The organism is Paenibacillus jilunlii, from assembly GCF_900102965.1.
Taxonomy (GTDB): domain Bacteria; phylum Bacillota; class Bacilli; order Paenibacillales; family Paenibacillaceae; genus Paenibacillus_AQ; species Paenibacillus_AQ jilunlii.
The window spans coordinates 1-20,293 of sequence record NZ_FNGM01000032.1 but is presented as its reverse complement, the minus strand read 5'-3'; the positions used below and the strand labels follow the sequence as shown (position 1 = coordinate 20,293).

General features: G+C 52.4%; 15 protein-coding genes and 1 pseudogene. 2 read left to right on the top strand and 14 right to left on the bottom strand.

Features of this window, described 5'->3' with window-relative positions:
* Positions 1-204: 204 nt before the first annotated feature.
* The 3 genes from BLQ82_RS29995 to yicI all read right to left on the bottom strand — a co-directional run bounded on the left by BLQ82_RS29995 (position 205) and on the right by yicI (position 4,372).
* Positions 205-513, bottom strand: a complete 309-nt coding sequence (locus BLQ82_RS29995) for a hypothetical protein (protein WP_062520821.1) — start codon at positions 511-513, stop codon at positions 205-207.
* 88 nt (positions 514-601) lie between these two features.
* Entirely contained in the window at positions 602-1,783 is a 1,182-nt protein-coding gene (locus BLQ82_RS29990; protein ID WP_062520819.1) for an SGNH/GDSL hydrolase family protein, read from the bottom strand.
* Positions 1,784-2,050: 267 nt separating this feature from the next.
* Positions 2,051-4,372: an alpha-xylosidase gene (gene yicI, locus BLQ82_RS29985; protein WP_062520817.1), complete on the bottom strand. Its 2,322-nt coding sequence runs from the start codon at positions 4,370-4,372 to the stop codon at positions 2,051-2,053.
* Positions 4,373-4,598: 226 nt separating this feature from the next.
* Between yicI and BLQ82_RS29980 the strand changes: the two genes are divergently transcribed.
* A complete protein-coding gene (locus BLQ82_RS29980; protein WP_062520815.1) occupies positions 4,599-5,516 on the top strand; it encodes an AraC family transcriptional regulator in 918 nt (305 codons plus the stop codon).
* A gap of 661 nt (positions 5,517-6,177) precedes the next feature.
* Here BLQ82_RS29980 and BLQ82_RS29975 read toward each other — a convergent pair.
* The 7 genes from BLQ82_RS29975 to BLQ82_RS29945 all read right to left on the bottom strand — a co-directional run bounded on the left by BLQ82_RS29975 (position 6,178) and on the right by BLQ82_RS29945 (position 14,989).
* Entirely contained in the window at positions 6,178-8,304 is a 2,127-nt protein-coding gene (locus BLQ82_RS29975; protein ID WP_062520813.1) for a class I SAM-dependent methyltransferase, read from the bottom strand.
* 102 nt (positions 8,305-8,406) lie between these two features.
* Positions 8,407-9,207 (bottom strand): hypothetical protein, encoded by an 801-nt coding sequence (locus BLQ82_RS29970; protein ID WP_062520811.1) that lies wholly within the window; start codon positions 9,205-9,207, stop codon positions 8,407-8,409.
* Positions 9,208-9,321: 114 nt separating this feature from the next.
* On the bottom strand, positions 9,322-10,197 hold the full coding sequence (locus BLQ82_RS29965) for a radical SAM/SPASM domain-containing protein (protein ID WP_062520809.1): 876 nt from the start codon (positions 10,195-10,197) through the stop codon (positions 9,322-9,324).
* A 39-nt stretch (positions 10,198-10,236) separates the two neighbouring features.
* Complete coding sequence (locus BLQ82_RS29960) at positions 10,237-11,223, bottom strand: Gfo/Idh/MocA family protein (RefSeq protein WP_062520807.1); 987 nt, start codon at positions 11,221-11,223, stop codon at positions 10,237-10,239.
* Positions 11,224-11,389: 166 nt separating this feature from the next.
* On the bottom strand, positions 11,390-12,163 hold the full coding sequence (locus BLQ82_RS29955; protein WP_062520805.1) for an SDR family NAD(P)-dependent oxidoreductase: 774 nt from the start codon (positions 12,161-12,163) through the stop codon (positions 11,390-11,392).
* A gap of 52 nt (positions 12,164-12,215) precedes the next feature.
* A complete protein-coding gene (locus tag BLQ82_RS29950; protein ID WP_062520804.1) occupies positions 12,216-13,025 on the bottom strand; it encodes an acetoacetate decarboxylase family protein in 810 nt (269 codons plus the stop codon).
* Positions 13,026-13,048: 23 nt separating this feature from the next.
* Positions 13,049-14,989: an NAD(P)/FAD-dependent oxidoreductase gene (locus BLQ82_RS29945; RefSeq protein WP_062520802.1), complete on the bottom strand. Its 1,941-nt coding sequence runs from the start codon at positions 14,987-14,989 to the stop codon at positions 13,049-13,051.
* Between the two features lie 131 nt (positions 14,990-15,120).
* Here BLQ82_RS29945 and BLQ82_RS29940 point away from each other — a divergent pair, with 131 nt between their 5' ends.
* Positions 15,121-16,404 carry a PucR family transcriptional regulator gene (locus tag BLQ82_RS29940; protein WP_062520800.1) on the top strand — a complete coding sequence of 428 codons (1,284 nt, stop codon included), beginning with the start codon at positions 15,121-15,123 and terminating at the stop codon, positions 16,402-16,404.
* A gap of 97 nt (positions 16,405-16,501) precedes the next feature.
* Here BLQ82_RS29940 and thrC read toward each other — a convergent pair whose 3' ends face one another.
* The 4 genes and pseudogenes from thrC to BLQ82_RS29920 all read right to left on the bottom strand — a co-directional run.
* Positions 16,502-17,890 carry a threonine synthase gene (gene thrC, locus BLQ82_RS29935; protein ID WP_062520798.1) on the bottom strand — a complete coding sequence of 463 codons (1,389 nt, stop codon included), beginning with the start codon at positions 17,888-17,890 and terminating at the stop codon, positions 16,502-16,504.
* A gap of 178 nt (positions 17,891-18,068) precedes the next feature.
* Positions 18,069-18,563: a CYTH domain-containing protein gene (locus tag BLQ82_RS29930; RefSeq protein ID WP_062520796.1), complete on the bottom strand. Its 495-nt coding sequence runs from the start codon at positions 18,561-18,563 to the stop codon at positions 18,069-18,071.
* Between the two features lie 309 nt (positions 18,564-18,872).
* Positions 18,873-19,400, bottom strand: a complete 528-nt coding sequence (locus tag BLQ82_RS29925; RefSeq protein WP_062520794.1) for a hypothetical protein — start codon at positions 19,398-19,400, stop codon at positions 18,873-18,875.
* A gap of 565 nt (positions 19,401-19,965) precedes the next feature.
* Positions 19,966-20,145 (bottom strand): annotated as a pseudogene (locus BLQ82_RS29920) (adenine deaminase C-terminal domain-containing protein); the annotation flags it as partial.
* Positions 20,146-20,293 lie beyond the last annotated feature (148 nt).

Here is a 20,293-nt window from a genome sequence, read left to right as displayed (position 1 = left end):
GAAGGTGCATATCATGGGTCTGTAAGATAATTATGCGAGGGAGGTTATGCAATGAGCGGTTGCGGAAATATTGGAGGACTTGTTACTTCCACTACTACAATCTTGGTACTGTATATTCTGTTGGTGATCATCCTTAAAACATTTTAATCCGCCATAAGCCAAAAAAAATGAGAGCCTACAATCGTGTAGGTTCTCATTCGATTATTAAGTGTACAATAAAGTAATTACAAGTAATTCATAAAGCACAAGGGTTAAAATCGCTTCATCACTGCTGCTTCCGAAAAAAGACCGTTGTCCTCCATAATTCTTTACTCCCAGATAAAACAACCCTCTATCGCATCCTAAAATTCTTCCTGTGACTACTTGACCGTCTAACGTTTGCACCCGAACAAACTGATTGGCATGTTGTCTGCATATACTGTGCAAGTGTTTTCTAACCGATGTCAGGTTCTGGACATAATTATTGTCAGCTTGATACAGCACTTTTTGCTGTGAGGCCATTTGGATACCCATGGTAAGCACTACCTTCCTGTTAAAAGTACTACATAGTATGCCTAGTGTGCTTTGGGTGTTCATTAGATACCAAACCGTTTAGCCTTATTTAACCGACGGTTTCCCGGTACCATTCCAGAAAAGCGTCCGCCACCGCCCTGCCGGCGGTGCCGTTCGGATGCGGGTCGTCCGTATTGCTCATATACTCCGCGCGGACTCTATGGTCCAATGGAGCCGGCATGGACAGTACGGCCGCGATATTAAATACGCGGTTAACCCCCGCAGGCGGAGCCGTAAGAATCTGCGCATTCACCCTTCTCCAAGCCTCTTCCCGCTCGCCTTCGAAGTTAAATGGCGGCACGGTGCCAAGAATGATTCCTGCTTCGGGGTTAGCCTCTTTGATCAGAGAAACGATATGCGAGAGATCGGCAAGAAGCTCTGCTGCCGAGCGCTTGCCGATATCGAGATCGTTCACACCCAGCACAATCAGCACTTCATCGCCCTGCTTGGCCTTGTTCAGCCAAGCGCCGTCAGTGGCCGCATCATAGGCTCTCCCCCACCCTGATCCAAGGTTCCATAGTCCATACCCGGTTCCAAGCCCTTCGGCAATCCGCGCCGCCCAGTAGGAGTACCCATCCTTTGCAGTCCGTACCCCTTGTGTAATCGAATCTCCCAGGAATACGAGCTTTTTGTGCACTTTTTTCTTATACCCGATATAGCTTGGCAGCACCAGGAGCTTGTCCGATTCGCTGAAGGCAGCGTTCGATTCCTGACCGGCGTGATTCCCGGGAGTGTCGTAAGCAGTGACGAGCATCCCCTCCACATTGTAAGGGAAGCTTTTGCCGGGAGCAGCCGTTCTAAGCGTCCAGGTAAAAGCCAGATAGTGTCCCTCCGGCAGGTCAAGCACCGCTTCATCACTCCAAAAGCTTTCCCCGGGAGCCACTTGCTTCTCTGCTTCATCCGAGAAGGTCACTGGCACCTGGGTGCCCGGTATGACTGTACCATCCGGCTCAAGCCCTCCGTCGGCAATATAGGCCGCCTCAATGCTCCATTTCCCTCCCGGCTCGCTCCCTCTCGATTCAAGCCCCATATCCCAGGTGGAATCCACCGCATTGCTGTGCCAGAATTTCAGGGCTAGTCTTCCATTCTCCCGCAGACGGATGTACGTCCGGTAGGTGTGGGTAAAGGGCTCCGCCCAGTTCATAATATAATTGGCGGCTGTGGACAGCGCCATAGCCGAGGTGTACTCAGACTGGCTGAACACCCCGGCTTGGTTCTCTTGACTGTGCATCGTGAAGTAGCTCCTTCTTTCATTCGGATCTGTAAACAATCACAGTATACGGACATTATCGGCATAACACTAATACGAATCAGCCGATATATAACACAATTTTGATCTTGGGATGAGCGTTTGCGTCTTTTCAGGCAGTTTCCGCTATCTGTCAGAATAAGTCCCTCCGCAGCAAAAAACCTCTCAGGGCGGCAGGAACGCCTTCGCAGGCAGCAGCCGTACAGAGAGGTTTTTGTTCATTTCAGAAATTCCGCAGAATGCTTATTCTTAGTTCAGCGTAATCGTGAACGAGACAGACGCAGCTCCCGCTTTTACACTTACCGTAGAGGCATCTGCCAGTTCCGCTCCATCCACGGAAGCAATCGTGCCGAGGTCCTTCACAGCCAGGGTGAATGCCTTGCCGCTGCCTTCGGCGGTAACGGAAATGGTGCTGCCTTTACGCTCAGCCTTTACGGCCAGCTCAGGCGCGCCCTTGATATCGCGGACGGTTGCAGTTGTCACCGCACCGTCTTCCAGCGAGTACAGGCCGAATTTCACACCGTCGGCAAAATCATAATCCGGACGGGTATCTACACTGCCTGTAGCCAGCAGCGAGTTCTGGCGGACGAACAGCGGCAGGCTGAAGAAATCATACGTTTCCTTGCGCCATGATCCGCCTTGTACGGTTTCACCGCTAAGCAGGTGGGTCCAGCGGCCAGCCGGCAGATAATACTTCACTTCGCCGTTCTCCTGGAAGATCGGAGCGACCAGCAGGGAATCGCCCAGCATATATTGACGGTCCAGAATTTCGCAAGTCGGATCTTCCGGGAACTCCATAACCATCGCACGCATCGAAGCCCAGCCCTGCTCATGTGCCTGTCCGGCCACATCATACAGATACGGCATCAGGCTGCATTTGAGCTTGGTGAAGAAGCGGGTAACATCCACGGCTTCGTCATCGTATGCCCAAGGCACGCGGTACGAGGTGCTGCCGTGCAGGCGGCTGTGGCTGGAGAGCAGGCCGAACGCCAGCCAGCGTTTGAACACATGCGCCGGAGCCGTATTCTCGAAGCCGCCGATATCATGGCTCCAGAAGCCGAAGCCGGACAGGCCAAGTGACAAGCCGCCGCGGAGGCTTTCTGCCATCGACTCATAGTCCGCATAGCAGTCGCCGCCCCAGTGAACCGGGAACTGCTGCCCGCCGGCCGTTGCCGAGCGTGCGAATACGGCGGCTTCATTTTTGCCCAGCTTCTCTTCCAATACTTCGAAGACCACCTTGTTGTACAGCTGAGTGTAGTAGTTGTGCATCTTCTGCGGGTCGGAGCCGTCAAAGTACACCACATCGGTTGGAATCCGTTCGCCGAAGTCCGTCTTGAAGCTGTCTACGCCCATGTCCACCAGATCACGCAGGTAGCCGGCATACCATTCACAAGCTGCAGGGTTCGTGAAATCCACGAGTCCCATGCCCGCCTGCCACAGATCGGTCTGGTATACGTCGCCGTTTGCTTTTTTGATCAAATAGCCGTTTTTCTTGCCTTCTTCAAACAGCGGTGAACGCTGTCCGATATAAGAGTTGATCCACACGCAGATTTTCAGGCCTTTTTCCTTCAGGCGCTTCAGCATGCCGACCGGGTCCGGGAATACGCGAGGGTCCCATTGAAAATCGGTCCATTGGTATTCACGCATCCAGAAACAGTCGAAGTGGAAGACATGCAGCGGCAAATCCCGTTCGGCCATGCCTTCTACGAAGGAATTGACAGTCGCTTCATCGTAATCGGTAGTGAACGAAGTCGTAAGCCACAGGCCGAAGGTCCATGCCGGAGGCAGCGCAGGCTTGCCGGTAAGGGATGTATATTTGGTAATGACCTCCTTAATGGAAGGTCCCTCGATTACAAAGTACTCCAGGCTTTCGCCCGCTACGCTGAATTGGGCTTTTTTCACTTTTTCCGAAGCGATTTCATATGAAACCAGTTCAGGATGGTTGACAAATACACCGTAGCCCTTGCTTGTTACGTAAAAAGGAATGTTCTTGTAGGCCTGCTCGGAGCTGGTGCCGCCGTCTTTATTCCAGATGTCTACCACCTGTCCGTTTTTGACAAAAGCGGTAAAGCGCTCGCCCAGACCATAGACGAATTCGCCTACGCCGAGATCCAGCTCTTCACGCATGAACGTGTTGCCGTCCTGGTCTGTAATGTAGGCCATCGATTTGAAACCGCTGCCGGTAATACGCTCGTCGCCCCGGTAAAAGTCCACGGACCAGTGAGTGCCCTTGTTGATCACCACACGAAGCCCGCCGCTGATCAGCACGGTCTGTGTTTCGGTTTCTTCAATTTGGACATGATCGCCGGTTCCCTTGGTTAACTCAAAAGCAGGACCGTGGTCCACCACACCATCATTATGAATAATTTTAACGCCTACCACGCCCGGAAGCGGGGAATGGAATTTCACAGTCAGCAGTGTAGAGTTCAGTGTTGCTGCGCGTCCTGTAATTGGAGTTGTCTGTGTAACCGCAGTCAAACCCTCGGAGGTTTTTTCTACCACATAGTTTTGCACCGCACCGTTGATGTTAATTCCGTCACGAACCAGCCAGAGGCCGTCTGTAAATTTCATGTGTGTACTTGCCACCCTTCAATTTGGTGTTTATAGTTGCATTATAACGATAATAATTAGACAAAACTAATATATTATAGCTCATTTATAATACTATTCTGATGTTACAAGTAGAAACGGCCTTGCCGTCCATAAAAAGACGGAATCCGTTTCAGCGGGAAATATAAGGACAGAGGATAGTGTGAAACTTATACTTTCTTATGTTCCATCAAAAAGGAGGCTTATTATGGACCGTACCTCGCAGCGTCTGCTGAAAGAAGACCGGGTTCATGGCGATGTGATGTTTCCGCTCGCCGCTTACTGGATCGAGCTTCCAGCCGGGACCCCTGTCCTGGATACGCATTGGCATGAGGAAGCCGAGTTCTTTCTGCTGCTGGAAGGCGAGATTATGTTTCAGGTGGATACCGATTATTTTCCGCTTCGTCCAGGGGAAGCTGTGTTCATCGAATCCGGTGATATCCATGCCGCGTATGCTTTGAAGGACAGTCCCTGCCGGTTCTGCGCACTGGTCTTTCATCCTGATCTCCTGGCCAGCGCTCAATATGACACTATTCAGCAGACTGTGATTCTGCCGCTTTTGGAGAAACGCCAGAGCTTCCCGCGGCATATTTCGCCCGATATTCCCTGGCAGCTTGAGCTGCTGCGCCATCTGGAGCGTATGATGGAGGCATATGATAATAAAATGCCCGGATTTGAGGCCTTTATGAAGGGAACTTTACTTATCATGCTCTCGCAGATCGCCATCGAGGGCCGTTCCGTGAACCGCAGCCAGTCGGAGAGCGCCGATACAACCAAGATCAACCGGCTCAAAAAGGTCATTCTCTATATTCAGGACAACTACCAGGAACCGATCCGCACCCGCGATCTCTCCGAGCTGATTCCGATGAGTGAAGGGCAATTCTGCCGCTTCTTCAAAGCCATGACCCGCAAAACCCCGGTCGACTATATCAACTCTTACCGTATCCGCCAGGCGGCAGATCTTCTGCAGCAAACGGAACGCAAAATCTCCGACATCGCCCTGGAGGTAGGCTTCGACAACGTCAGCTATTTCATTAAGGTGTTCCGCAAGGCCATGAAATGCTCGCCTTCAGAGTTCCGCAAGGGGCAGGGTCAGGTATCCGCACAGGGGCAGCTGTATCCATAGACTTGAAGACCCCTGCGGGGCAAACATTACGTTCGAGGGAATTCAGCTGCCCGGACATTGTTCCCACGGCAGAATCGGCAATGCTTGAAAAACTGGACCATTACCTTGCAATTTACGCATAGCAGCCAACTAGCCAAGCTCCATACACAGCAAATTAAGCGTACACAGCAAATTTACGTATAAACCAACCGATGCATGCAGAGCCAATTTACTTGTGTATAAACCAACTGATGCATACTCAGCCAACTTACTTGCGAATACCAACTGATTATTTAGAGCCAGCTAGCCATCACAGCCAACTTGGGCATAAACAGCCATCTTATGTATTACACAGCCAACTGGCCATTCGCTGCACCGCTAATGCCCCAGCCAATTCAAGTGGAAAAAGGATCACTAATTCCGTCATATTAGCGCTGTTATCAGAAATAGGTGGAAAAAATCCACTTAATTCGGCGATTACAACCCTTTCAGGCCAAAATTCGCTGAATGAAGTGGAGAAATTCCAACTAAAGCTCTGCACCAGCTCAACAGGGCACCATGAAGTGGAGAAATTCCATCTAATCGGTGCCCCGCTGTTAAGCATCCTAAGCATCCATTGATCTGTGAGCTGAACCAAGCACACCGCCGCTGTCCAACTATACAATGGGAAGCTGTGCTAAGCCTACCCTTTCTTGCGTATCACAATAAAACACGTACTGTCCGGCAGCGGCACCTCTTGTCCGCTCTCATCCATAACCATTACCCGGCCCCGCAGCGCGTCCGTATAGCCTTCCTGCAAATAATGGCGGAAAACTTCAAGCTTCGCCTGTCCGCCTAAGGTCTGCTGAATGAAGGTCTTATACTGGGATGGAGTAAAATAGCCGAACTGCTCCTGAACCTCATGGATATAGGCCTCTTCTCCCCAGGTATAGGTGTACAGAAACTCCATGGCATCGTTGACCGGCATCAGCACCTCTTGTTCATCTATCCGCTCATATTGAATGACCCGTCCCGCAAAATCCTTGGCATAGCGCTCCAGCGCCGCCATCCCGTCCGCCTCCAGAAAGCGCACCCGCCGCCGCTGATCCAGCGGCTCGGTCATAATGCCGTCACGGATGATAATCGCCCCGCCGTCCGCCAGCACCTCAAAGCTGCTCACCAGTGCCGCTGCAACGGTCGCATGATTGAACTTCGTGCCGTTCAGCGGCACATAGGAATACAGCTCATGCAGAATCGAGGAGAAAATCACAGTATCCACCGTGCCCGGCTCTACGAAGTCCTTCAGATTCAGCGCATCGCCCTGCAGCACTTCCCAGAGGCGCCCCTCCCGCTGCTTCTTCTGGCGCAGCGCCTCCACCACATTGCTGGAAATATCGATGCCGACCGGGATGACTCCCGGCAATCGCTCCTCGATCAGATCCAGCAGCACACCGCCACCGGGGCCGATGTCCAGCACCTTCCGGCCGGTGACATACTCCAGAATCACCGCCTTATAGTCTGCCGTCTCATTCATTTGGCTTAAGTACGTATCCTCATTATGGAACCGGTCAAAGGCATCGCGGCGCAGCTCGAACAAATCGAACAGCATCAGCACGGCCCGCTCGTACAGTGCCGACTTTTCGGCCTCCATGCAGAACTCGATCAGCTTCTCTGCCGCCGGAGAGAATTCGAAATGGAAGAAGAGCGTGTCCGGCAGATGCTCCTCCCGCCGCAGCCGGTGAACCAGATGCGGATTGCCCGACGGGGTGGCTCCATTCAGAATATCCTCCCAGGCCAGGCCGGACAGATACTTTTCGATTATCCTTTTCTTGTATACATTGATTTTCTTGGTACCCTTGTAGTCATAGTAAATGCTGTTCATGACTGCCTCATAGCTGATATGGTTCAGGCCTGACAGCTTGCTGCCGCAGGCGGTGAGCGCCATAATCTTGAGAAACTGCTCCAGCGAAAAGGTCTGCAGCGCCGATTCCACATACCAAAAGGTGATAGGCTGCATAGGTTCCAGGATATCGGGATTGAAGCCCTCCTCCATTAGGCTGCTCCACTCCGCATCATAATCCTCACCACCGGCAATCGCCCCGGCACGCATTCTGCGCAGGCGCTCCTTCATCGGCACCCCGGCATGCAGATCTCCGGAAGAGATTACCGCAATCAGCCCCATCACTTCCGTGCGCACCGCCTGCCACAGCTCGGGGGACACGGCGGAAATAATGCAGTGATTCAGCGCAAACAGCAGCCGCTCCAGCTCATCGGCGGTCAGCAGCCCTTCTTCCACCAACGCCGCCAGCGGACGGTTTACGGAAGGCGGCACCTCACCGCGGATCTGCTGCCCGATCAGTCCATGGGTCCCGATCAGCCGGTGCACGATCTCTTGCTTGGCTGCCTCGGTACCGCCCGGCTCCAGCGCCGGAACCGCCTGCCCGCCATACGCCCCCACCCCGGTTCCACCCGTATGTCTCAGGTATAACTCGGCCGAACCGATATTATGTACAAAAATATTAATGCCCTCTGCCTGCCACAAACGGCGCTGGCGCAGAGTTCCGCCCTTAGCCGTTTCTGCCCAGATCAGCGTTTCCTCCACCAGCTCCTTAATCCAGTAGGACAGAGGCAGACTATCGAGCAGGCGAAGGCTCCGCTCCACATACTCCAGCACCGGATTGATATATTCCAGCTCTTGCAGCGAGTCAACCCGCTCAAGATTGACTATGGTTTCTTCCGCTTGAACAATATAGTCCAGCCAGGGATAATTCCCGCCGGACAGCTTGCCGTCCTCACGGTACGCTTCAATGGCTTGCAGGGATTTCAGCATGCGGATCGCCTCCTGATCGTGTTGTATATGCCGTAACATCAAACAGCAGGCTCCCGGATGGAAGCTTGCTGTCCGATGTGTAATGCTGTTCTTGAAAAAGTACTAGACTACTTTATCAATCTGGCTGCCCGGGGGAACCGTTGTCTTATTGGCTTCTGCGTAGATCTCTAATTCCGGCCGGGAAGGACTGCCTTCGGCGGTGTCGGCGGCCGGGTCCTCCTTATCCTGCACGTTCGCAGGAGATTCGTCCCGGATAACCGGCGAAGGTGCCGATTGTACATTTTCTTTCATTTGTTCCTGGATGTCCTTAGCAATGCTTATTAGCTTCTGATCCAGATTGGTCACTTTTTGAAGGAGACCTGCCGACTTCCCTGAGTTGCTGTTTTCCCAGGATTTCGCTTCAGTCCGCAAGGTGGTTTGGGCTATTCGCACAGCACCGCTTTGCTTCAAATCATTGCCGGCAGATATGACGCCGTTCATGGTGTATGTAGTATTGGCAAGCTGCTGCTGCTCAGGCGTCTGATTTTCCGGACTCCACGATTCTTGAAGAGTCCCGTCCTTCTTTTTGGGGTTGTCTTCATCCAGACCCTTTGTCTTGCTTTGGTTGTCGATAGCCTGCTTTTGAATTTGCTGCTCCAGCTGCTGAATTTGCTCATCCATTGAGGCAAGCTCGGCCTGGATAGCTTCTTGGCTCTCCCCTCTTTTGAGGGCGTTGCCCAGATACTCGGAACGCCTGTCCATCAGGGACTGCTTCTGCTTGTTCAGATGATCAAGCAGTTTTGATTCCGGTTTTCCCGGAATCCTCATGTTTGAACCGGGGTTCTGTTCTGTTCCCCTTCGCTGCTGCCGGTCATGATCGGCTACCGGAAATGGCGGGCGCTGAATAGAACGCGATACATTCATAAGTCACCTCCTAAATTGTATATGTATATACTAAATAAAGTATATTCTATATCAATATCGGTCTTATCCGTAATTCTTATAAATGTTCGTGTACTTCTATTTCATAGAACAGTTCTACGTCCCGAACCGCTGCCGGTACCCGCATTTGCGGCACAGCTCCTCAACCGCTTCCCGGCGGGAGAAGCCATAGAACAGATTATTCGCGCGTTCGCCCTCGATAATCTCGGAGAACGGCTTCTCATGGAGATTGCCGAGGTTAATTACGCCCTCGCCATCCAGACAGCACGGGACCACCGTGCCGTCGACCAGCACCGCCGCCTGGCTGCGCAGCGCGTGGCAGAACCCTTTGCCGTCATCCTCCGGCTCGCTTAATGCAGGCCATCTGAACTCGTGGTCCTGGTTCAGATAGACGCGCGGGGCAATCTTCACCCCGCTGCCGGGCACCACCTTTTCTTCAATGTTGAAATCCAGATTGAAGGCTTCCTTCAGCAGCGCCAGCGTCTCGCGGTTGCGCTGTTTCTCCAGATTCGTCCGGTTGTCCTCGGTCAGATTCCACAGCCGGAAGGAGACAATAACCCCCTGGGCCGTGACTTCACGCACAAAAGAAATAATCTCCGACACATACCCCTCCCGGTTCTCCGAGCCCGCATGGCCGTCGAAGCTGTGCAGCGAGAAATTCATCTGCCGCAGCGCCGGCTTGCCGAGCAGCTTCGGTCCCGCCTTATGAATCAGTGTTCCGTTGGTCGTAATGTTGACCTTGAACCCTTTGGCGTGGGCGGCATCCAGCAGCTCGCCAAGCTTCGGATGCAGCAGCGGCTCGCCTTTGACATGCAGGTAGATATGATTGCTGTGCGGTTTGATCTCGTCGAGAATGGTATTAAAGGTATCCAGCTTCATGAAGTTTTTCTGCCGCTCCGTGGGCGGACAGAAGCTGCAAGCCAGGTTGCAGACACTTGTAATCTCGATGTAGACTTTTTTAAAAGTTTTCAAGTTCCGCTCCCCATTTCAACATTCGTCCGAAGGCTTCCGCTACAGGTCCGAAGCATAGCGGAGGCCGATCTGTGCTCTGGCTTCCTCCATCACCTCGGCAACGGCCAAAGAATTGGCGTGGCTGTTCACATGGCTCTCGCGCTGCCCGTTTTTGATCAGACTGATAAATTCCTCCACCTCATAATACATCGGCTCAAATACCTGCGGCAGGGTAAGTTCTTCAACCGTCCCGTCGCGGTAGTGGATTTTGACCTGGTAAGGCTGGTTGATCTTGTCGATCACCATCGTGCCATTCTCTCCCTGGATCTCGGCAGGCAGATAGGAGTCGGCAATCTTGGAATGCATGACTACGGCATCCATATCCGGATAACGCATCACAATGCTGCCCTCGCCGTCTACGCCGGAAGCCAGCATCAGGCCTACCGCCCGCACCGACTCCGGTATGCCGAACAGCGCCACCATCGGGTACAGGCAATAGATGCCCAGATCCATCAGGGAACCGTTGGAGTAGGCTGGATTAAAGGCATTCAATACCGTTCCCTGGCGGTAAGCATCATATCTTGATGAATATTGGCAATAACCCGCGAAATAACGGCGCACTTGTCCCAGCTTGTACAGGTTGTCCTTAATCACCCCGAAGTTGGGCATAAAGGTGGATTTCATCGCTTCCATGAACAGCACATCATTGCTCCGCGCCGCTTCGATCATCGCCCGCAACTCCGCGCTGTTGGAGGCCGCAGGCTTTTCACAGATCACATGCTTCCCATGGTTCATACAGACAAGCGCATGTTCAGCATGCATCGAATTGGGGCTGGCAATGTATACCGCATCCACTTCCCCGCCGGCCACCATTTCCTCCAGATTCGTATATATGGAAGCGCCGGCATATTTTGCCGCGAAAACGCGCCCCTTCTCCTCCGTACGGGAGTATACAGCAGTAAGGATAAATTCCTCATTCTCCAGACCCGCTTGAATGAAACGGTCTGTAATCCAGTTGGTTCCAATAACCCCGAATCGAATTGTCATGAAGTGATCCCGTCCTTTTTAGTTCGTACTGATTCTACATGCTATTTTCTCACTACAGGGTAGGGATGTCCACTTTTCCGGACAATTTTCCGACAAATTCTGCTGATTGAGCATGTGAAAAAAAGCACCTGCATAAATGCAGGTGCTCCTTACCCGTTCCTGTAAATTATATGATCGTCCATCCACCGTCTACGAACAGGGTCTGGCCGGTAGTATAGCTGGAAGCATCCGAGGCAAAATAGAGCACCGCGCCGTTCAGCTCACCCGGATTTCCGGGGCGGCCCATCGGACAAACGGCATTGTACATTTTCAGCGCTTGTTCCGTGAACAGTGTATTCTCCGTCATTTCGCTGCGGAATAAGCTTGGGCCGATCGCATTGACGGTAATTCCGTACTTGGCATATGTTGCCGCCACACCCCGGGTCAGGTGGATCACTCCCCCTTTGGCTGCATTATAGGAATGCGTAGGGACCGAAGCGGAGGCGGTAAGTCCCAGCATAGAGGCGGTATTGATAATTTTGCCGTATTTCCGTTCCTTCATTTGCCGGATGACATGCTTGGACATCAGGAAAACGCCCTTCAAATCCGTATCCAGCACCCGGTCCCAGGCCTCCTCCTCCAGCGCTTCAACCGGCACGGCGTCCACGACACCGGCGTTATTCAGCAGGATATCAATTTGGCCAAAAGCATCCATAACCTTCCGGACAGCTTCGATAATCTGGTCCTCTTTTCGCACATCGCACTGGATGGGGATCATTCTGCGTTCCGGGTATTTGGCTCCGATCTCCTCCGCCACCGCGGCAAGCTTGTCATATCTTCTCGCCAATATCGCGACATCCGCCCCTTGCCCGGCCAGCATCTCGGCGAATTGTACCCCGATTCCGCTGGACGCTCCTGCAATGACAGCTTTCTTCCCGGTTAAATCAAAAAGATTAGTCATAGTCTAGCCTCCTATAAATGTTGTAAGCATCGCCATCATGGGATTACCCCGTTCACAACGAACCGGACTGCAGCTTATTCTCCCACCAGTCCCAGCGGAGATAGCAGTAAGGCAGATACTCCATCGGATTCAGCAGTTCCAGCACTCTGCCTTTTTCGAGCACATTTGTACTTACGGTATAAACGGCTCCCAGCATATTGACGACCTCTAGCTCGCTCCAAGGATCATGCGGGGAATCCTGGAACGTAATCGCAGCCTCAGCCGCCTTATAGACCTTGACGTCGCTGACCAGGCGCTGAGTAACCAGCGTTGGCATCAGATCAAAACCGCTACCGTCAATGGCGTTGGCATATTTGATGTTGTACAGCGGAATGTCCTTGCCGTAATATTCGTCGAGAATTTCCCCGGCTGCACTGTCATTGAACTTATCCTCTATACGCGCCTCCATACTGACAAAATCAATGCCGTGCCGGCTGATCGTCCCGCCCATGAAGCCTTCAGCATGGTTCAGGGAAATATCGGCCATTTTTTTGGGCAGGCCGCAGACTTCCCGGCCCATTGCCATGCCGATATCACTCGTAATCGGCATCGACAGGCAATAGTTGCCCAATTGGCCATTATAGTCTGCCAGCACGAACAATCCGGCTTCGCGGTAAGGCGGACAGAAGTTCGTCGCCGGATAATTGGCTACAAAAGCGTTAACGAGCGGACGGCTGGCGGGCTTCAGCGGCTTCGGAAGCAGACGCGCGATGATCTCAGGCTTCGTTTCCCAATACACCGTCAGCATCTCCGCATCATAAAAAGTGGTCGGCTTGCCTCCATACTTCTGGATATCCGTGATCCTTTTCACAAAACTCCCCATGACTGTACCTCCTATAATTGGTATCAACGCAGCATATAAGCCGTTTCGAAGCCGCTCTGAATCGCCTGTCCAATTCTGCCGGGCCGGCCGGCATCGCCAATCACCTTGACATTCGGCAAAGCCTGCTTAAGCTCTTCCGTGAAGGAAGACTCCGGCGCTACTCCAATGGACAGAACTACAGCATCGGCTTCTCGCTCCATGACTTCCCCCGTAGAGGTATTCTCAAGCACGATAGACCCGTCCTTCACCTCTACCAGCTTCGTTGAAGCGAGCAGCTCGACGCCGGACTTTTTCAGCCGGGTAACGATGTCGATCAGATTCGGGAGATAGGCATCCGGACCGATCCGCGGCTGCATCTCCACTACTGTAACCCGGTTTCCTCTGTCCACAAGGTATTCGGCAGTTTCCAGGCCGGTCATGCCGGAGCCGATCACAACGGCCTGCTGGTTGCCGATCACAGCCTTGCCGCCGAGAACATCAACAACCGTACAGACCGCTGCCTTATTCACTCCCGGAATAGCCGGTATAACCGGCTGCGCCCCGGTAGCCACCACTACCGCATACGGCTCAAGCTCCCTTAATTGGTCCAGCGTAGGCTTCGTAGAGAGACGGACATCGACTTCCAGCTGCTCCAGCTGATGCTGCATATTGCCGAGGAACCAGTTCAGCTTCTCCTTCAGCGGCGGCCGGCTCCCCAGCTCCACACTGCCTCCGAGCACATCCCTGGCTTCGAACAGCACCGGCTTGAATTCCCGCTGCGCCAGAATTCGCGCAGCCTCCATGCCCGCAGGTCCGCCGCCGATGACGGCCACCGCTCTGCTTCCGCCGTCCTTTGCCGGTCCGGCCAATTCAAGCTCCCGGCCGGCTCTGGCATTGACGGCGCACTTGATGACCTTGCACTCCATCACCTCCTGGATGCAGTACAGGCAGGAAATGCAGGTTCTGATCTCGGCCTCCTTTCCCGCTGCCGCTTTGCTGCCCCATTCCGGATCGGCCAATTGGGCTCTGCCGACCGCGACAAAATCCGTGTTTCCTTCCTGGAGCAGACTCTCCGCGAATTCCGGCTTGCGGATGACATCGCAGGCGATCACCGGAATTTGAACCGCCTGCTTCATGGCTGCGGCGAGATGTTTTTTCCACCCTTGCGGATAGGAAATCGGCTCGATAATCGTATTCGACGATTCATAAGTGCCGCTGCTTACATTTATGCAATCCACCCCAAGGCTCTCCAGGTGCTTCGCGGTTTCAAGCGCTTCATCCAGCGTAATGCCTCCCGGAACAAACTCATCGCCGTCAATGCGGACAGAGACCGGGAACCCTGCCCCGCAGGCCTGCTTGATGCCGAGCACAATCTCCGTCAGGAACAACATTCTGCCCTCAAGTGAACCACCGTATTTGTCGGTTCTCAAATTCGTAAGCGGACTTAGGAACTGTCCGACCAGATAGCCGTGAGCGCCATGGATTTCGACTCCATCTATACCCGCGGTTTTGGCTATGTGGGCTGCAAAAACAAATTTCCGCACCAGTTCTTCTACCTCTTGGGTCGACAGCTCCCGGGGCATTTCTCCGATTGCCGAGGACATCACCGCACTTGGAGCAACGATCTGCCTGCCGCCAATCAGCCGCCCGTGGTTTTGCCGGCCCGGATGCTGGAGCTGGAGAAATATTTTGCTGTCATGACGATGGACCGCCCTGGCCAGCTTCTCTAACCGTGGAACAAACAGCAGATCGCTTGCGTTCAATTGGTTAGGTGTGCCCACCCCTGTCTCATTGTCCACCCGGGTAATTTCAGTAATGATCAGGCCGCAGCCTCCCGCTGCACGCTCCTCATAGAAAGCGATCATTTCATCCGAAGCCTCTCCGCTGGCCGCAGCCAGGGATGTGCCCATGGCCGGCATGACAATCCTGTTCTTAAGCTCAAGGCGGCCAATTTTCCCTGCGGCCAACAGTTTCTCGTATTTCATCTGCTTAGCACCTCCACCCTCAGTGTAAGCCCCCCGAAACTTTGTGAATATATGAACAAGAGCCAAAAATCACTTCTTTCTAGTGCATTGTGCACTATGATAAAAAAAACTCCTCAAAAAGGGTGATCCCCATGGATGTTTCTCTAGATGAACTGCGGCCGGACCAGATCGAACAGGAGCATTACACCGCCTCCTTATTCACAGCTTACATTTCAGGTGCAGGCTTGTCCGCCATCGTACAGACCGCTGCAGCGCTCCTGCGCAATCCCGTCATTGTATTTGATTCCAGCTTCAAAATTGTGGCCCACTCTGACCCGGATGAGATTACCGATTACTTATGGAGCGGGAATATCCGCAAGGGTTACTGCTCTTACGACTTTATTGCCGCTGTGAACAAGCTGGACAGTGTCCGGCGGGGAAAGCAGACCGGCGGGTCTTATGAAGTCACTTGTGAGGAAACCGCAAACACCAAGCTGATCTCCAAGATCAAAATCGGCAGCAAACCAGTCGGCAACGTGCTGCTTCTAGGCTGCAAGCATCCTCTCCGTCCCCAAGACAAGGAACTGCTGGCCATTACCGCCACCATCCTGGGGGAAGAGATGGGCAAGAGCAGCTACTACCGCAACACGCGGAATATGAAGGTGGAGGATTTCATCTGCGGACTGCTGGATCAGCAGTTTCAGGACAGCCATATCATCAGGGACAGAATGAAAAGCGCAGGCTTAAGGTTCGGCCAGCATCTGCTTGTGCTGCTGTTCGACCTTTCCCGTTATGAGAATTCAGGACATTATGACGACTTTTTAAGAGAGCGTTTACAACAACTGTTTCCCGGCAGCCCTTTCACCTATTATGAGGGACATATTGTGATGATCCATGACGGGGTTCTGTCCAAAGAACATATCCCTGCCCATCTGCGGGAATTTTTGGCCCAGTCCGGAATCATGCTTGGGGTCAGCAGCAGATTCTCCAGTCTTTCCCAGTGCAGAACACATTTTCTCCAGTCCCTAAGCGCGATCCGGATCGGCGGCATTGTCAGCCCAGAGCAGCATCTGACCTTCTACTCCGATATCCGTCTCTACGAGCTGCTTTCTGCCGATGCCCTGTCTATGGAGGAACCCGGCTACCGCGATCCCGAGCTGCTGAAGCTGCAGGAATATGATGCTGCCCATCAATCCAACCTGTACCATACCTTCTTTGTCTATCTCAAAAATAACCGCAACATGCAGCTCACTGCCGAAGAACTGTATATTCACCGGAATACCCTCAGATATAAGCTGGATCATATCAGCAGACTGCTTGACACCAGCTTCTCCGACTCCGAAAAAATGCTGGGTTATTATATTTCCTACAAAATCGCCGACTATTGCCAAAAATCCCGGAAACGGCAGAATCCCTCCTCTTTGCCGATGCGGTGAAGATGCCTTTTCTACGCCAAACGGCCCCCGTTCTTATCCCAAGAACGGGGGCCGTTACAGTATGAGGGAGCTTGCAGAAGACAGCCGGGAGACTGTTCTATTCGTAAAAAGCCTGCAGCTCGCGTACGATCACATCTTTATCATGCTTCACCACCGTCTGGTGCTGAGGCAGCGAGAACAAAGCCGAGATCTGCTCTGGGAACTCCTGCTTGATATCCACCAAGGCGATAGCCTCGTCAAATTTGGCCGGATGGGCTGTCGCAAAAGTAATGGCCGTTTCCCCTGCACCGTTAAACTGCTCATAGGCTGCAATACCGCAGGCCGTATGCGGGTCGAGCAGGTAATCATACTCTTTATTATACTTCCCGATCGTATCGAGACACTGCTGGTTCCTCACACCCAGCGCTGCAAAATCAGCCTGCACCTGCTGAAGCGCTTCTCCGGCGATAGTAATCTTCCCTTCGGTCTGCAGCTCCAACATATAGGCAGAGAGCTTCTCCGCATCCCCGCCCACCAGGTAATAGAGGTACCGTTCAAAGTTGCTGGCCACCTGAATATCCATCGAAGGGCTGTAGGTGCTCGTGAAGCTTCCCGGCTTATATTCACCAGTGTTCACGAACCGTTCCAGGATATTGTTTTCATTCGTGGCGATAATCAGCTTGTTGACCGGCAATCCCATCTTTTTCGCCAAATAACCGGAGAAGATGTTGCCGAAGTTGCCGGATGGCACACTGATGTTGATCTTCTTCTTATCGCTGCCCTCAATTTGCAGATAGGCATAGAAATAATAGACCGTCTGCGCCAGAATACGCACGAAGTTGATTGAGTTGATCGCCCGCAGGTGATATTTGCCCTTAAAATCCAGATCGGCGAACAGTTCCTTAATCACCTTCTGGCAGTCGTCGAAGTTGCCTTCAACGGACAGATTCAGCACATTGCTGTCGTCCACTGTCGTCATTTGCAGCTCCTGTACCTTGCTGACCTTGCCGTGCGGATGCAGAATGCAGATCTTGATGCCTTCCTTGCCGCGAACCCCCTGGATGGCAGCCGCCCCCGTATCCCCAGAGGTAGCGCCGAGGATATGAATCACCTCGCCGCGCTTGCGGGAAATATAGGAATACAGCTCGCCCATGAACTGCAGCGCCACATCCTTAAAAGCAAAAGTAGGCCCATGGAACAGCTCCAGCACATACAAGGAATCATTCACTTGATGCAGAGGCGTTACTTCCGGCGCGCGGAAATTGGCATAGCTGGTGTAGACCATTTCTTTTAGATCATCATAGGGAATCTCATCATTGGTATAATACGAGAAAATTTCAAGAAAAAGCTCCTGGAAGCTCAGGCTCCGCCATTCTGCCAGCTTCTCTGGGGAAACTACCGGGATCTGAAAAGGCACCATGAGCCCGCCGTCATCCGCCAGCCCCATCAGAACCGTATCAATAAAGCCCTTAGCTTCTACATTGCCTCTTGTGCTTATATACTCCATACCTCTCTCATCCTCCTGAACCCCTCTGTAGTTAACCCTAATATAGGCTGGCGTGCAGAAAATGTACCCGTGCTGCCCGGTCCTAAGCTCATTCTATATTAACACGTTTAAGCGTTAAAGTCCGTTACTTCTGTGTTAACTTTTACGTAACCATGGGATGCCGCCGGGCAGCTTCACGTTATTTGTTCTGCAGCTCTTTCCAGACGGTTTTGTTGCTGTATTTCTTCTCCACGCTGACATCCTTGCCGAACCATTCGGGGGCCACGAAGCTCTCCGCTGCCTCCAGCGAATCGAATTCAACCTCCACCACGGTCAGTTCCAGCTGGGTATAGAGGTCAATCTCTATGGTTGTGCCGTTCCAAATGCCGGTAATACGTGTCTTCACCAGGGGTACAGCCTTCACTGCTTCGATCATCTGGTTATATAATCCCTCTGAGATGGAATATTCGATCTCCTTGCGGCTGATGCCTTTGCCATCCTTGAAGGTATGCGTATACGTAATCTCGCCCGAATCCAGGTCCGTGATCTTGCGCACTCTAAGCTCCTGCCCGTCCTCAATAGCCAGATAAGTCTGGTCAATGCTGTGCCGCGTAAGCACCTGCACCTGGCCTTCCTGAATCAGCCGCTCCGGGTACTCCGGCAGCAGGAACTTACGTTCAATCTCCATATCCATGCTGTCTCTCTCCTCTGTGCGTTTCACTGATATAAGCTGAACTTAAATTTTCCATTCTGGGGTTTGGCCGTACACTGCGGGGAATGTTTGGACTTCCGGCCGCTGTTATGTTTAGATTTCTTGATTTTAACCGTTATTTGCGGTAGAAATCCAAACATAAAGGCGGACGCGTTCGCTCCTGCAGTTCCAAACTTCCCCTCCGTTACTTCCCCCTTTTATGATTTCTTTTTTAAAGTTCAGCTTATATAGTTTTTTTATTAATAATCATCATAGGCGCGGGGCATCTGCAAGTCAATGGAATCCGCCAACTCATTCGAACAGGCGGTCGATGGAGCGCATGTCATAATGATTGATGATTTTAAAAGACCCGCTGCTGTATTTGTCTTTTCTGGCCAAGTCATTAATGTATATATACTTTTGGTCGTCCAGGCGAATGCCGAACCTTAAGGATTTGCCCACAATGATACTAATCCAGTAGCTTCTGTTGAAATCGTGGGAAAAACTGGAGCTCATCAATTTAACATCGGCAAAGGCATTCATGATGTCGGCTATTTTTGCAGGGTCGGTCACAGTGACCTTCACTTCGTCAGTTGTCGAGGGCATCGAGCGGATGATTTCAATAGAAGTTATATCCTGCAGATTGATGCGGCCCGATACGCGTTCCTCAAACGAACTGAACATCTGGATGACAGAACCTACCCAGAATACAGCAATCCCGAGCAGGAACACAATCAGGCAGATTTGCGCCAGAGTTGGCTTTTTCCATCTCCCTGAATTTTTACGTTGTCCCGGTTTGTCCGCATGATCTGCGCCTTTCACCCGCTCCATCTCTGCCATCACAACCGCCTCCTCCGGAATCAAGCAATACTTCCATTATATACAATATGTCTTGGAAGCAAAAACTTTATGGGCAAACCGTATGTTTGCTTGAAGGAGCAAGCAGAACAGAGCAGGACCGGCTGCATGCTGCACTGCTATGAGATGGCCGCCTGCCTACTTGCCTAACTGCCTACCTGCCTACCTACTTGACTACTTGCCTACTTGCCTACTTATCAGCTAGCCTACCTGCCGCCTAATGGCCTACCTACCTGACAACTGCTTGCCTAACTGCCTACTTACCTGCTTGCCTACTTGCCTGCTTATCAGCTAGCCTACCTGCCGCCTAATTGCCTACCTACCTGACTAACTGCTTGCCTAACTGCCTACTTGCCTGCTTGACTACTTGCCTGCTTTTCAGCTAGCCTACCTGCCGCCTAATGGCCTACCTACCTGACTAACTGCTTGCCTAACTGCCTAACTGCCTACTTGCCTACCTGCTTGGTCCCTTTCGAGTTCAGGCCGGCGCACTGCGTTCAATTACACTTTGTACAGCAGAATTTCGTGGAACTGCTGCTTTTGACACGCCTTGTTCCGCAATCACCGTATTAGCCGCTACAGCCATGTCCTCCAGGTCGTGGCCCACGACCAGCAGATTGTGATTGTCATGCGAATACTTGGCAGCAATGGCGCCGCGCTTAATGTTGTCTCCACCGATCAGGCCGTAGGCGCGGTTGCCGTTTTTGCCGGACCGCTTAAAAGTAGAAAATTAGTCGGAAGCGCGGCCGCCGGGAATTCGATAACACCGCTTGGCCCAGTGGCCTGCTTATGGCCGGGAATTTTCAAAGGTATTTATACCTCTCCTTTCACTCAATAGCCCATTTATGGCTGGATCAGAGGTATTTATACCTCTC

Coding starts and splice junctions, on each gene's coding strand:
- BLQ82_RS29975 (WP_062520813.1), bottom strand. CDS start 8,304: ATGCTGAAATCCCTGCAAGCCATTGAAGCGTACCGTGAGGACGGCAAG.
- BLQ82_RS29995 (WP_062520821.1), bottom strand. CDS start 513: ATGGGTATCCAAATGGCCTCACAGCAAAAAGTGCTGTATCAAGCTGAC.
- BLQ82_RS29925 (WP_062520794.1), bottom strand. CDS start 19,400: ATGGCAGAGATGGAGCGGGTGAAAGGCGCAGATCATGCGGACAAACCG.
- BLQ82_RS29955 (WP_062520805.1), bottom strand. CDS start 12,163: ATGACTAATCTTTTTGATTTAACCGGGAAGAAAGCTGTCATTGCAGGA.
- yicI (WP_062520817.1), bottom strand. CDS start 4,372: ATGAAATTTACAGACGGCCTCTGGCTGGTTCGTGACGGAATTAACATC.
- BLQ82_RS29945 (WP_062520802.1), bottom strand. CDS start 14,989: ATGAAATACGAGAAACTGTTGGCCGCAGGGAAAATTGGCCGCCTTGAG.
- BLQ82_RS29940 (WP_062520800.1), top strand. CDS start 15,121: ATGGATGTTTCTCTAGATGAACTGCGGCCGGACCAGATCGAACAGGAG.
- BLQ82_RS29960 (WP_062520807.1), bottom strand. CDS start 11,223: ATGACAATTCGATTCGGGGTTATTGGAACCAACTGGATTACAGACCGT.
- BLQ82_RS29930 (WP_062520796.1), bottom strand. CDS start 18,563: ATGGATATGGAGATTGAACGTAAGTTCCTGCTGCCGGAGTACCCGGAG.
- thrC (WP_062520798.1), bottom strand. CDS start 17,890: ATGGAGTATATAAGCACAAGAGGCAATGTAGAAGCTAAGGGCTTTATT.
- BLQ82_RS29980 (WP_062520815.1), top strand. CDS start 4,599: ATGGACCGTACCTCGCAGCGTCTGCTGAAAGAAGACCGGGTTCATGGC.
- BLQ82_RS29990 (WP_062520819.1), bottom strand. CDS start 1,783: ATGCACAGTCAAGAGAACCAAGCCGGGGTGTTCAGCCAGTCTGAGTAC.
- BLQ82_RS29950 (WP_062520804.1), bottom strand. CDS start 13,025: ATGGGGAGTTTTGTGAAAAGGATCACGGATATCCAGAAGTATGGAGGC.
- BLQ82_RS29970 (WP_062520811.1), bottom strand. CDS start 9,207: ATGAATGTATCGCGTTCTATTCAGCGCCCGCCATTTCCGGTAGCCGAT.